This is a genomic window from Streptomyces exfoliatus, from assembly GCF_000725545.1.
In the GTDB taxonomy this organism is placed as follows: domain Bacteria; phylum Actinomycetota; class Actinomycetes; order Streptomycetales; family Streptomycetaceae; genus Streptomyces; species Streptomyces exfoliatus.
Genome location: NZ_JNZP01000012.1, coordinates 62,231 through 74,729 on the forward strand (window position 1 = coordinate 62,231; position 12,499 = coordinate 74,729).

General features: G+C 74.8%; 8 protein-coding genes. 5 read left to right on the plus strand and 3 right to left on the minus strand.

Annotated features, from left to right (window positions below; genetic code table 11):
* The first annotated feature begins 1 nt into the window (after nucleotide 1).
* From IO20_RS0114585 to IO20_RS0114605, 5 genes are all read left to right on the plus strand, one after another.
* Entirely contained in the window at nucleotides 2–1,231 is a 1,230-nt protein-coding gene (locus IO20_RS0114585) for a radical SAM protein (protein WP_051874218.1), read from the plus strand.
* A gap of 2 nt (nucleotides 1,232–1,233) precedes the next feature.
* On the plus strand, nucleotides 1,234–2,289 hold the full coding sequence (locus IO20_RS36570) for a DUF6895 family protein (protein WP_037635491.1): 1,056 nt from the start codon (nucleotides 1,234–1,236) through the stop codon (nucleotides 2,287–2,289).
* Nucleotides 2,286–3,647 carry an MFS transporter gene (locus IO20_RS0114595; RefSeq protein ID WP_051874196.1) on the plus strand — a complete coding sequence of 454 codons (1,362 nt, stop codon included), beginning with the start codon at nucleotides 2,286–2,288 and terminating at the stop codon, nucleotides 3,645–3,647. The genes IO20_RS36570 and IO20_RS0114595 overlap by 4 nt, the downstream gene beginning before the upstream one ends.
* Nucleotides 3,644–5,815, plus strand: a complete 2,172-nt coding sequence (locus IO20_RS0114600) for a prolyl oligopeptidase family serine peptidase (RefSeq protein WP_078945772.1) — start codon at nucleotides 3,644–3,646, stop codon at nucleotides 5,813–5,815. The genes IO20_RS0114595 and IO20_RS0114600 overlap by 4 nt, the downstream gene beginning before the upstream one ends.
* Before the next feature lie 81 nt (nucleotides 5,816–5,896).
* Nucleotides 5,897–6,808 (plus strand): ADP-ribosylglycohydrolase family protein, encoded by a 912-nt coding sequence (locus IO20_RS0114605; RefSeq protein ID WP_030545293.1) that lies wholly within the window; start codon nucleotides 5,897–5,899, stop codon nucleotides 6,806–6,808.
* Between the two features lie 40 nt (nucleotides 6,809–6,848).
* Here IO20_RS0114605 and IO20_RS0114610 read toward each other — a convergent pair whose 3' ends face one another.
* From IO20_RS0114610 to IO20_RS0114620, 3 genes are all read right to left on the minus strand, one after another.
* The gene (locus IO20_RS0114610; RefSeq protein WP_030545294.1) at nucleotides 6,849–8,768 is read right to left on the minus strand and encodes an AfsR/SARP family transcriptional regulator; all 1,920 of its coding nucleotides are present in this window, start codon (nucleotides 8,766–8,768) and stop codon (nucleotides 6,849–6,851) included.
* Nucleotides 8,769–9,015: 247 nt separating this feature from the next.
* Nucleotides 9,016–12,027 carry a helix-turn-helix transcriptional regulator gene (locus IO20_RS0114615; protein ID WP_030545295.1) on the minus strand — a complete coding sequence of 1,004 codons (3,012 nt, stop codon included), beginning with the start codon at nucleotides 12,025–12,027 and terminating at the stop codon, nucleotides 9,016–9,018.
* Between the two features lie 85 nt (nucleotides 12,028–12,112).
* Entirely contained in the window at nucleotides 12,113–12,316 is a 204-nt protein-coding gene (locus IO20_RS0114620; RefSeq protein ID WP_030545296.1) for a hypothetical protein, read from the minus strand.
* Nucleotides 12,317–12,499 lie beyond the last annotated feature (183 nt).

Sequence of the window (12,499 nt, forward strand, 5' to 3'; positions counted from 1 at the left end):
GATGAGCGTCGGAGGAACGACGACCACCGGTCACACGGTGGGCGTCCCCGGCCCCGCCCCCCTCCCGTCCGGCGCGCGCCTCCTCCAGGGCCGGCGGAACTGGTGGTTCCTCGGCCCGGGAGGGGTGGCCCGCCTCGGCGACCGGCACGTCGCCGCCGACGGGACCCTGCACCCCGAGGCGGAACACCGGCTGCGCGAGAGCGGCCTGTTCGCCCCCGCCCGGGTCCGTGCCTACGCGCTGACCGTCCTCACCAGCACCCACTGCAACCTGGGCTGCGGATACTGCTTCCAGAACACCGCGCAGGACCAGACGGGCGGCACCCGGCCGCCCCGGATCGCCCGGACCCGTCTCACCTCGGAGACGATCACCTCGATCCTCGGCTTCACCGAGCGGCAGATGGCCGCCGTCGGCCTTGAGAAGCTCAGGATCCTGCTCTTCGGCGGCGAGCCGCTGCTCAACCCCCGCGGCTGCCTCGAACTCCTGGAACGCGCCGCGGACATCGCGCCGACGTCGGCCTGGATGATCTCCAACGCGACGCTGCTCACCCCGCCGCTGGCCCGGCGGCTCGCCGACCGTGGACTGACGTCCATCCAGGTCACGTTCGACGGCGACCGGGACGACCACGACCGGATCCGCGTCGGAAGGGCGGACGGCGGCGGGACCTTCGACAAGATCGTCCGCAACATCGTCAAGGCCTCCGAGGTCTCGCCGATCCAGTGGACGCTGCGCGTGAACGTCTCCCAGGAGACCTTCCACGGCGTCGACGCGCTCATCGACAGGCTCGTGGGCGCGGTCGACCCGGCGCGGTGCACCCTGTACTTCGCGCGGGTCGGTGACGTCGGCGTCGGATACGCCAACAGCCTGCTGCACAACGGCGACCTGTCGGCCGCCTTCACGCGGTGGCAGCGCCGGGCACTCGACCTCGGCTTCACCGTGAGCCGCCCCGGTGCCCGCAAGACCTGCGTCACCTGCGGTCACGCCGACGGACGCTACGGCGCGGTGGTGAGCGCGGACGGGACCCTGGCCAGTTGCTGGGAGACCGCGGGCAAGCCCGACTGGGAGGTCGGCACCGTCGCCGACGGGTATCTGCCCGCCGCGGAGACCCGCGACCGGTGGATCGCCTGCCAGGACCTCTACCGCTACGACGAGAACGCGCGGACGCTGGCGAGGTTCCGGGACACGGTGGACACCGCGCTGCTCGACCATCTGCACGAGACGGGGCGCCTGTAGCCATGCCGTCACCCCTGGAGCAGCTCTCCGCCGGCGCGCTCGCCTGGCTGGGCGCGCGGCTGGACCACTTCGACCCGTTCTCGGCGAGCGGCCGGTCGGCGACGCACGGAAAGGCGAAGGCCGCATTGGAACTGGCCCTGCTCTGCCACTGCGCGTCCCGCCCCGCCGGCCCCGCCGCACCGGGCGACGCGGTGGCCGGCGGAACGGCGGGTGCGGTGGCCGACGGACCGAGCCGTGCCGTGGGCAGCGGACCGAAGGGTGCCGTGGGCAGCGGCCCGGGTGGCTCCCCCTCCGGCGCCTCGAACGCGCTCGACGGGGCGACGGCCCTCGTCCGGAAACTCTGGCAGGACCCGGACTTCCCGCGGCTCTTCGACGACGTCCCCGCGTACGCCTCCACCTACCGGCTCGTCTACGCCGCGCTGGCGCCCGACGGGATCGACGACACGCAGTGCCAGGCCGCGCTCGGTCTGCTGGACCCCGCGTTCCTCTCGCCGGGCGGGAAGTCGCCGTACCGCCGCATCGAGATCCGCTACTACGCGGACATGGCCGGTGTCCGGCACGCCGTCGAGCCGTACACCGAACTCCTCCCCGGGAGCCCGCTCGTCACGCTCCAGCCGGCCACCCCCGTCCACACGACCTCCGTGGACACGGCGCCGCTGACCACCCCGGAGGCGTACGCCCTGACCCATACCGGCTTCTACCTCGGCGACTTCGGCCGGACCACCACCGGCCTCACCGGGTCCGCCCTGGCGCACGCGCGGGATCTGGTCGACCGGATGCTGCGGCACTGCGTCGGGCACGAGCGGTGGGACCTGGCCGCGGAACTCGTCCTCACCCAGTTCATCCTGGGAAGCGATCCGCTGGACACGCCCTCCGGGGCCGCCGCCGTGGAGTGCCTGGTGCGGGCCCAGCGGCCCGACGGCGCGATCCCGGGGCGGTCGGCGGCGCTCGCGGCACCCCCGTCGGCCGCGGCCGGCGAGCTCTTCCGGAAGGCGTACCACACGACCCTGGTGACCGCCCTGACAGCGCTGACCGTCCTGTCGCCGAGGCCCTCATGACACCGCGCCTGACGCTGATCAACCGCGACTACACCCGGCTGTGGTTCGGGCAGGCCGTCTCGTCCGTCGGCGACGCCGTCTTCAGCACCACCCTGGTGCTGTGGGTGGCGACCGTCCTCGCGAAGGACGAGACATGGGCGCCGGTGGCGGTGAGCGGCGTCCTGATGGCGTCGAGCGCCGCCGTCCTGGTCATCGGTCCGCTCGCGGGCGTGTTCGTCGACCGCTGGGACAAGCGCGGCACGATGCTGCTGAGCGAGGCGGTCCGCGGCGGGCTCGTGGCCCTGCTGACCGTCGTCTCCCTCCTGCCGGTCGACGCCCTCCCTGCGGGGGTCTGGCTCGGCCTGGTCTACGCGACGGTGCTCCTGCTGCACGCGGCCGGCCAGTTCTTCTCGCCGGCCCGCTTCGCGATCCTCGCGGACCTCGTGACCGGGGACGCCGACCGCGCCCGGGCCGCCGGCATCGCGCAGGCGACCGGGGAGACGGCCTGGATCATCGGGCCGCCTCTCGCGGCGCCGCTGCTGTTCACCGCCGGCCTGCAGTGGGCCCTGCTCTTCAACGCGCTCTCGTACGCGGTGTCGTACGTCGCGATCCGCTCGATCGGGGTCCGTACGCCCACCCCGGCCCCGACCCCGGCCGACGGCGAGGACTCCACGTCCAAGCCCGCCGGACGCGGAAAGGGCGCGCTGGGGCGGGAGTTCATGGACGGCCTGCGCTTCTTCGCGCGCAGCAGGTTCCTGGTCGCGCTGCTCCTGCTCGCGGTCATCGGCCAGTTCGGGATCGGCGCGCTGAGCACCCTGAACGTCTTCTTCACCACGGACAACCTCCACGCCGACGCCCACCTGTACGGATACATCGGCATGGCCATGGGCGTGGGCGGCATCACCGGCGCGCTGTGCGCGGGCCGGGTGGTGCAGTGGTTCGGGGCACGGCGGAGCACCTGGATCAGTCTCCTGGTGAGCGGTGTGCTGCTCGTCGCCTACTCCCGTCAGAGTTCCTTCCTCGGCGGCATCGCCCTGCTGTTCGTCTTCACCGTCCCGCTCACCGTGCTGAACACCGCGATGGCGCCGCTGCTGCTCGCGGCGGCGCCGCCGGAGTACCGGGGCCGGGTGATGGCCGTGTTCTATCCGGTGACGAAGCTGGCGTCGATGCTGTCGGCGGTCCTCTCCGGATGGCTCGCCGGCTCCGTGCTGCACGATCTGGCGGGCTCGGTCGGGGGTATTCGGTTCGGCCCGATCGACACGATCTTCGCGGTGTCCGGCCTGATCGTCGTGCTGTCCGGCGTCTACGCGTGGATCGCGCTGCCCGGCACGGAGAAGGCCGGCCGGCCGCCCCACCACGAACGAAGGAGCAGTGAGTGACCGCCGACGAGGTGCGACCGACACGGCGCCGGTACCCCCAAGCGGAGCGGCAGGACGTCGTCGAGGAACCGCACGGGCTGCGCGTCCCCGACCCGTACCGCTGGCTGGAGGACGCCGAGTCCGCCGCGACGCGACGCTGGAGCGCGGAGCAGGAGGCACTCTACGCGGCGGAGCGGGCGGCCCTGCCCGGTCTGGAGCGGTGGGCGGCGGAGGTGGCGGCGCTCGACGCCGTCGATCGCGCCAGGTCGCCCGAGGTCCGCGGTGACCGGGTCTTCTGGCTGCGGCAGGACGCGGGGCAGGAACACCCCGTGCTCGTGGTGGCGGAGGCCGGAGAAGGCGCGGCCGAGCGGGTGCTGTTGGACCCCCTCGTCCTCGATCCGTCCGGGCGGACCGTGCTCGACGCCTGGGAACCGTCGGTCGAGGGCGGGCTGCTGGCCTTCCAGGTGTCGAGGGACGGCACGGAGGACTCCCTGCTCCACGTGATCGACGTGGTGACGGGGAAGCTCGTCGACGGGCCGGTGGACCGGGTGCGGAAGTCCTCGGTCGGCTGGCTTCCCGGGGGTGAGGCGTTCTACTACGTCCGGCGCCTGGACCCGCGCCTCAACCCGGGCGAGGAGCGCTACCACCGCCGGGTCTGTCTGCACCGGATCGGGACGGTGCCCGAGGCGGACGCCGTCGTCTTCGGTGAGGGACGGGACAGGACGCAGTTCTACAGCGTGTCGGTGACGGCGGACGGCCGCTGGCTCGGCGTCACCGCCACCCTCGGCACCGGCCGCGGCACCGACCTCTACCTCGCCGACCTGACGGCGGGACCATGGGACCGCCCGCTGCTGCGACCGGTCCAGGAGGGCAGGGAGGCGGCCACCCGGCTGCACGCAGTTTCCGGCACCGGTCCCCTGGACCGGGTGTGGCTGCGCACCGACCGCGGCGCGCCCCGCGGTCGCGTCGTCGCCTGCCGGCCGGCCGAACTCCACCTGGGCCCGGAGGCGTGGCACGAGGTGATCCCGGAACGGCCCGACGCGGTACTGACCCACCTCGTGGTGCTGACGGGACCGGATCCGGCGCACCCGCTCGGCCTCGCCGCCTGGACCCGGGACACGGTGGCCGAGGTGACCGTGCACGACCTGGCCGAGGGCCGGCAGGTGGCGACCGTCCCGCTCCCCGGGACCGGCGCGGTCGGCGACTTCTCGGCCGGGCCGCCCGGCAGCCACGAGGCCTGGTTCGCGTACACCGACTTCGTGACGCCGCCACGGGTGCTCCGCTTCGACGCGCGGACGTGTCGCGTGGCGCGCTGGGAGCGCGACGCCCCGGACGCGCCTGTGGTCGGCGGCGCGGTCACGCGTCAGGTCGCGTTCCCCTCGGCCGACGGGACGACGGTACGGATGTTCGTGATCTCTCCGACCGGGCGCCCGGACAGGCCGCGTCCGGCGCTGCTCACCGGGTACGGCGGCTTCGGCCGCACGATGTCGCCCCGGTACCGCGCCCAGGTCCTGGCCTGGGTGAGGGCCGGCGGGGTGTTCGCGTGGGCGGGGCTGCGGGGCGGCGGCGAGGAGGGCGAGGCGTGGCACCGGGCCGGCAGCGGGGAGAACAAGCAGAACACCTTCGACGACTTCGCCGCCGCGGCCGACCTGTTGACCACGGCGGGGTGGACGGCGCCGGGCCGGCTCGCGATCATGGGCGGCTCCAACGGTGGACTGCTCGTCGGGGCGGCCCTCACCCAGCGGCCCGGGACGTACGCCGCCGTGGTGTGCATGGCCCCGCTCCTGGACATGGTCCGGTACGAGCTGTCGGGCCTCGGGCCCAGCTGGACGCCCGAGTACGGAAGCGCGCGGGACCCGGACCAGCTGCGGACGCTGCTGGGCTATTCCCCCTATCACCGCGTCACGCCCGGAACCGCGTACCCGGCGGTGCTCCTCACCGCCGCCGACGGCGACACCAGGACCGATCCGCTGCACGCGCGCAAGATGTGCGCCGCGCTCCAGCACGCCACGTCCGGCGCGGGACCGGTCCTGCTGCGCCTGGAACACGGCGTGGGCCACGGCGACCGGGCCGCGTCCCGCGCGGTGGCGCTGCAGGCCGAGTGCCTCGCGTTCCTGGCCCACCACGTGGGCCTCCCGGCACCGAGGACCGAGGCGGAGGTGGAAGAAGGCGAAGGCGACCACGCCTGACCCTGCACGACCCCCGGCCGGCAGGCGTCCCCGCGCCGAAATCGCCGTGCCGGTGCGGCGTCACGCTGTGATACTGCCCCGATGACGACTCCGCCTCCCGCCGCACTCGACTCCTTGCAGGGACTGGCCTTCGGCGACGCCTTCGGCGACCGCTGGTTCGGCATCCTGCGCAGGGACGGCGTGGCGGCCCTGGACGAACGGGCGCTGCCCCCGGAGCCGCTGTGGCGGTGGAGCGACGACACCGCACAGGCGGTCGTCCTCGTACGGGAACTCGCGGAAGGCGGCGGCGCGGTCGATCAGGACCGCCTCGCCCTGCGCTTCGCGACCGCCTACGCCGACGACACGCACCGCGGCTACGGGGCGTCGATGCACGACGTGCTCCGCCGCATCGGCGACGGCGAGCCCTGGCGGGATGTCGTCGCCGGGCAGTTCGACGGCCAGGGTTCCTGGGGCAACGGCGCGGCCATGCGCGTCGCGCCCCTCGGCGCCTGGCACGCCGACGACCTGGACGCCGTCGCCGAGCAGGCCGCCCGCCAGGGCGCCGTGTCGCACCACCACCCGGAGGCGGTCGCCGGGGCGGTGGCGGTCGCCCTCGCCGCGGCGCTCGCCACCCGCGGCCGGGGCGGTCCCGCCCCGGCCCAGCCGGACTTCCTGTGGGCGGTGGCGGACCTGCTTCCCGACAGCGACGTCCGGTCGGGGATCCGGATCGCAGCGCGGATGCCGGAGCGCACCTCGGTGCGGCACGCCGCGGAGGTCCTGGGCTCGGGGTACCGCATGTCCGGGCCCGACACCGTCCCCTACGCCCTGTGGTGCGCGGCGGGACACCTCGACGACCTCCAGGAGGGCCTGTGGCGCACGGTCGCCGGGCGCGGTGACATCGACACCACGTGCGCCATCGCGGGCGGGGTGATCGCCGCGCGCACGGGTGTCGCCGCCCTGCCCTCCGCCTGGCACACGGCACGCGAACCGCTGCCGCCGGTCGTGGCACAGTAGAAGCGCGGGCCGCAGGCCTCCCACCGCGCACGGCCTCCCCTCAGCCGGGCATCGGCACCGGCACCGGCACCGGCACCGGGGCGCCCTGCCCGCACCCGCGCACGTACAGCCGTACCAGATGGGGCAGTTCGTACTGTGCCGCGTGCGCGGTCACCTCGCCGCACGGCGAGGTGACCATTCCGGCGTCGATGAGCGCCTCCACCACCCGTACGGCGTGCCGCTCGTCGCAGCCGAGGGCCTCGGCCGCCTCGCTCAGGCCGAACGGACCGTCGCCGGTGCCCGTGGCCAGCCTTCCCGCGTTCCGGCCGCAGTCCCCGGGCAGCGCCTCCCACCCCTGGGCCAGCCACCGCCGTACGGACACGTCCCCCGAGGTCAGTTCGTCGAGGGCCCCGGCAGGGTCGGTGAGTCGGTCCGCGAACTCCCTCAGGGGTACGTGGCGGAGCACCGCGAGCCGCATGCCGCTGACCCGGACCGCCAGCGGCGACCCGCCGCACGCCCGCACGATGCGCAGGGCCGCCTCCCGGTCGCCCCGTACCCGGCTCTGTCCGACGAGCCCGGCGAGCAGTTGCAGCGCCTCGGCGGTGCCGAGCGGCGGCACGGGGATCCGGTGCACGGGTGCCAGACCGCCCAGTTGGCCGCGTGCGGTGAGCAGCACCCTGCCGTGCCCGCCGTACGGGAGCAGGGGCCGGACGGCGCGCTCGTCGGGCACGTCGTCCAGGATGACCAGTGCGCGGTGGTCCGCGAGCCACGTGCGGAACGCCTCGGGCCCCGAGAACCCGGTGACGCCCGCACCCCGGCCGATCTCCGCCAGGACGGCGGGCAGCGGGCGGGTGGCCCCGTCGGCCGCCCGCAGGGACACGCAGATCCGCCCGTCGGCGAAGAGTTCGCCGAGCCGATGGGCGGCCCGCACGGCGAGGGTGGTCTTCCCGGCCCCGGCGGGGCCGGACAGCAGCACGACGCCGCGCCCGTCGGCGTCCTCCAACTCGTCCACGAGACCGCGCAGTTCTTCGCCGTGTCCGGTGAAGTCGACGAGGTCGGGCGGCAGGAGGGCGGACGCGGCGCCGCGACGGGCCGGGGCGGGCACGCCCTGCGGTCCGGCGTGCGCGTCCGCCCCTGCCCCGCCGGAACCGCCGGCGCCGCCGGAGCTGGAGCCGCCGGAGCTGCCGGAGCTGCCGGAGCTGCCGGAGCTGCCCGTGAGGATCGCCCGGTAGCTGGCCGCCATCGCGCCGCCGGGCTCCAGGCCCAGCTCCCGGGCGAGGAGCTGCCGGTAGTCGTCGTGGACCGCGAGCGCCTCGGCCTGCCGGCCGGCCTCGCTCAGCGCGCGCATCCAGGCGCAGCGGAGCCGCTCCCGCAGCGGGTGGCGCTCCACCAGGTCGCGCAGCTCCTCGACGACCACCGAGGCGCCACCGACGGCCAGTTCGGCCTCCGCCCAGCTCTCGTACGCCGTCAGGTGGCGCAGCTCCAGGCGCTCGGCCTCCTCGGCGATCCGGGGCGACTGCCGCAGGTCGTCGCCGAACGGCGGCCCCTGCCACAGGCCGAGGGCCTGACGCAGCAGTCGGGCGGCGGGCTCCGGCCGCTGCCCCTCGGCGGCCCGCACCAGGGAACGGAACCGGAGGAGGTCGAGTTCGTCCTCGGCCACGCGCAGCACGTACCCACCGCAGGTGTGGGTGAGCCGCGGCCGGTCGGGGGCGTCCTCGCCGAGCAGCGCGCGCAGGGCGCTGACGTACACCTGGAGGTTCTTGCGGGCGGTACGAGGGGGTTCCTCCGGCCAGACCGCGTCGGTCAACGTGTCGACGGAAACTGGGGAGTTGGCGGAACCGAGCAACGTCGCGAGCACGACGCGCTGTTTCAACGGGCCGAGGGACAGCGCCCGGTCGTCGCGGTGGACCGCGAGGGGGCCGAGGACGGAGAACCGGAGTGTGCCGGGTGGCGCCACGGGCTGCGCGGACGGACGCGACATCGAGCGAACCTCCGTAGGGGGACGGGAGTTGGTCGGTCGGCTCGATGATCCACCGCCCGCACCCGTCCCACATCGGTGCCGGACCCGCAGAGTCGCACCGGCGACGGCCACGGCATGGGGGACCACACCCCCATACCGACCGCCCCCGCCCCCATCCCGAGCCCGTCGCCCCCCACGAACGCCCGAGAACCCGTCCACACGGGCCGACGCCACCCACCGATGCCTACGCCCGAGCCCGAACCCAGGCTCAGGCCTGCCACCCCCGTGCCCCCGCGCCCGGCGGCCCCTGTTCGTCCGCCCGCTCCGCCGACAGGGCGCAGAGCGCCGAGCGGTCCACGCAGCCGGTCTTGGTCATCAGGCTCGCCATGTGCTTCTCCACCGTGCGGGGCGAGATGCAGAGGCGTTGGGCGATCTGCTGGTTGCCGGGCCGTTCGCCGAGCAGGGCGAACACCTCGTACTCGCGCGGGGTGACACCCGCCGTACGCAGTTCCGCGGGGATCCGCTCCCGGCCGCCCCGGCGCTGCCGCACGCTGATCCCCGCCCGCCGCAGGACGGCCCGGCAGGCCCCTGCCACCGGCGGCACGCCCGCCTCGTGGAAGTACTCCTCCGCGGTGCGCAGCCAGGCGACCGGCTCGCCCCAGGAATCGTCGAGCGCCGCCTCGGCGACCAGGCGCAGGGCGAGGTGCCAGGCCTGCGGGAACACCGGCGCGGCGCGGCCGGCCTCCTCCACGGCACGCCGCGCGCCGTCGGGGTCGCCGTCCCGGCCGCGCAGGACCGCGTCGGCCATGCCGAGGAACATCCGGTTCCAGGCCAGCTGCCCGCCGGGCGACGCCAGCGCCTCCTGTAGCGCCTCCCGACCGCCGTCGGCCCCGGCGTCATCACGGTCGCCGTCGAGGATCCGCAGCAGGGGGCGGAGCCCGTACCGGCCGCTGAGGTAGAAGAAGCTCGGGTGCTCGCGCTCCCAGGCGACCGCCGCGTCGAGCTCGGCTTGCGCCCGCTTGCGGTCCTCCGCCATCAGCGCGCCGACGGCCTGGCACAGGCCACGCTGCAGCGGGACGAGCATGGACTCCTCGCCGCCCGCCCGCCGGAACCGGGCCAGGGCCCGGTCCTGCTCGCGGGCCCGCCCCTGGTGCGCGGCGAGCATCGCGTCGACGAGGAGCAGATAGCGGTGCGCCGACAGGTTCTGGAGTCGGGCACTCGCCTCCACCGACCGCTCGACGATCTCCCCGGCACGGTCCCATCGTCCGGCCAGCACGCTCTGCATGGCGAGCGACCCGTCGACGGTCTGGAGCAGGGCCAGGGAGCCGAGTTCGTGAGCCGCCGCGCGGGCGGTCTCCAGTTGGGTCGCCTCTCCGGTCCGCATGAACGCGTTGGTGCCGAGCCGTACGAGCGCCTCGGCCCGGCACACCGTGAGCCGGTGCTTCTCCGCGACCTCCAGCATCCGCACCAGGCAGGCGTCGGCCTCGTCGAACCCGCGCTCCCGCGACAGCAGCGCGAGCAACTGCCATGCCCGGCACGCCACCACGGGCCGGCCGCGCTGCTCCGCGGTGAGCGCTGCACGTCTGGCGGAACGTTCCGCCAGTTCGAGTCGCTCGCGACCGCTCCGTCCTTCCCCGCCCTCCTCGTCGCCCCGGCCGCCCCGCTCCGGCAGCAGCGCGAGATGGCCCTCGACCACGACGAGCGCCGCCTCCTGCTCCGGGTGCGGCGAACCCCCGAACAGCACGCGGGCCGCCCGGATCCGGCGGCGCGCCTCCTCCTGCCGCTCCGCCATGGCCGCCACCCACGCGACCTGCGTGTGCGCCTGGGCCCTGTCCTCCGCCAGGGGCGACCCGGCGACCACCGGCGGAAGATCGTCGAGCAGCGCCGACGCCTCGTCGAGGCGTCCTGACTCGGCCTGTGCGACGGCCAGTTGTACGGCGACCTCGTCCCGCTCCTCGTCGGCCGCGAGCCCCCGGGCCCGCTCGAGCAGCACGGCGGCCGAACCCGACGCTCCGGCGTCCAGCATCTGCCGCCCGACCTGGGCGAACTGCCGGGACGCCGTGGCCTTGTCGCCTGCCGCCAGCCACAGGGTCGCCACCAACTGCCGCTCCTCGCCGGACAGCGGGCCGACGGACTCCTCGATGGCCGAGGCCGCCCGCCGGGCCAGCGCGGCCTGTTCGGCGGGCGGCAGCGAGGCCCTGAGCGCGTCCGCGGTCAGGACGTGACGGAACGTGTAGTCGTCGTGGGCGGCCCCGTCCGGGGCGATGATCCCCGCCTCCGAGGCCGAGCGGAGGTGGGCGAACAGCGCCCGGTCGTCGAGCCCGGTCACCGCCCTGAGTACCCCCACGGAGAACCGGCCGCCGAGGGTCGCCGCGATGAGCAGCAGGTCGCGCACCGGTTCGTCGAGCCGGTCGAGCCGGCGCGCCCAGCTGCGCACAGCCCCCGTGGGCACCGTCGCCTCGCCCTGGTCAGCCAGCTGCCACCGGCCGTCGGTCCTGCTCAGCCGTCCCGTGTCCAGCAGGTCGGCCAGGAGCACCTCCAGGAGGTACGGGTTCCCGCCCGCCCGCTCCGCGAGGGTGCGGTACGCGGCCGGGGGAACCTGCCCCGGTCCCGCGTCCAGACACGCGTCCACCATGTCCCGTACGGCCGCGTCGTCCAGCGGCCCCAACTCCCGCAGCTCTGCGGTGTTGCGCAGTTCCGCGGCGAGCGCGAGGTCCAGCGCGGGGCCGGGGTCGGGCCGGAGCGTACCGACCAGCAGGACCGGGAGGTCCGCCACGTTGTCGGCGACGTACTCGACGACCGCGATCGTCTCGGTGTCGGAGTCGTGCAGGTCCTCCAGGAGGACCGCGCAGCCCCGCTCGCGGCCGAGCACCGCGAGCAGTCTCAGTAACGCCTCGGCCATCTCGACCAGCGAGATGGCGTACCCGGGCGCCACGGCACCGGACCGCCACTCCGGGATGAGCGCGGCCAGCGCGGGCCGGTAGGGCAGGAGTTCGGGATCGTCCGGGGCGCCCGCGGCCCGGAACCGGGAGGACAGCGCCTCGATCAGTGGCCGGAAGGGCACGACGAGCCCGGTGGACGTGGCGCGGCCACGCAGGACCGGCATGTCCAGGTCGTACGCGCGGAGGGCGCACTCACCGGCCAGCCGGGACTTGCCGATCCCCGCCTCGCCGACGAGGAACACGGCCCGTCCGGCACCCCTCCTGACGCTCCCCAGGGCATCGCCCAACAGCCCGATCTCGGCTTTCCGCCCCACGATGACCGACGACGTCGCGCGCATGGCCGCAGGCTACTTGCTCCCCTCCGCTCACGGCAGGGGGCATGGGAAAGGGCCGGGGGATCCCCCGGCCCCTCCCCCGCCGTGCCTAGAGGGACAGCGGGACGGTGCAGGTGGTGTACGGCGTGTCCAGGGAGGCGGCGGCGCCGAGGCCCCCCGTGCCGAGCAGCCTGGCGCGCAGCCCCAACGCCCCGCCGGCACCGAACGTCACCTCGCCCACCGGGTGGTCCTGCGCCGCGGTCTCCGCGCCGGTACCGCCGTCGACGTACGTCACCGAGTCACTGATCTGCATGGGTCCTCACTCGTCCTTGGTCCGCAGGAGTGGTGGTCGTGCTGGTGTGTGCGGTGGTGCGATGAGCTGGTGATGCCGTGTGCCGGTGGTGCTGGTGGTTCGGTGTGCCGGTCATGCGGTCGGAGTGGTCTGTGGGGTCGTACGGTCGGTGGTCAGGGCGCCAGGCCCACGGCAGGGCAGAGC

Excerpts from the sequence above, each read along its gene's own strand:
- IO20_RS0114605 (WP_030545293.1), top strand. The coding sequence starts at position 5,897 with ATGACGACTCCGCCTCCCGCCGCACTCGACTCCTTGCAGGGACTGGCC.
- IO20_RS0114610 (WP_030545294.1), bottom strand. The coding sequence starts at position 8,768 with ATGTCGCGTCCGTCCGCGCAGCCCGTGGCGCCACCCGGCACACTCCGG.
- IO20_RS0114595 (WP_051874196.1), top strand. The coding sequence starts at position 2,286 with ATGACACCGCGCCTGACGCTGATCAACCGCGACTACACCCGGCTGTGG.
- IO20_RS0114620 (WP_030545296.1), bottom strand. The coding sequence starts at position 12,316 with ATGCAGATCAGTGACTCGGTGACGTACGTCGACGGCGGTACCGGCGCG.
- IO20_RS36570 (WP_037635491.1), top strand. The coding sequence starts at position 1,234 with ATGCCGTCACCCCTGGAGCAGCTCTCCGCCGGCGCGCTCGCCTGGCTG.
- IO20_RS0114585 (WP_051874218.1), top strand. The coding sequence starts at position 2 with ATGAGCGTCGGAGGAACGACGACCACCGGTCACACGGTGGGCGTCCCC.
- IO20_RS0114615 (WP_030545295.1), bottom strand. The coding sequence starts at position 12,027 with ATGCGCGCGACGTCGTCGGTCATCGTGGGGCGGAAAGCCGAGATCGGG.